The sequence below is a fragment of the Enterobacter sp. SCRI0065 genome (genome assembly GCF_059766475.1).
Map to the genome: position 1 here is coordinate 1 of NZ_JCBAJB010000055.1, position 255 is coordinate 255.

The 255-nt window shown below is 50.6% G+C and carries 1 rRNA gene; it reads right to left on the reverse strand.

Annotation, left to right across the window (positions count from 1 at the left end):
* A 5S ribosomal RNA gene (gene rrf, locus AC6EMZ_RS23405) occupies window positions 1–96 on the reverse strand; the annotation flags it as partial.
* Window positions 97–255: the final 159 nt, after the last annotated feature.

Here is a 255-nt window from a genome sequence, read left to right on the forward strand (position 1 = left end):
CACATGGGGAGACCCCACACTACCATCGGCGCTACGGCGTTTCACTTCTGAGTTCGGCATGGGGTCAGGTGGGACCACCGCGCTAAAGCCGCCAGGCAAATTCTGTTATCAACACGCATCTCTGCATGTCAATTAATCTGTTATCAAGCTGAAAATGATGTCTGTCTTTTCGCCAAAACATCTTCGGCGTTGTAAGGTTAAGCCTCACGGTTCATTAGTATCGGTTAGCTCAACGCATCGCTGCGCTTACACACC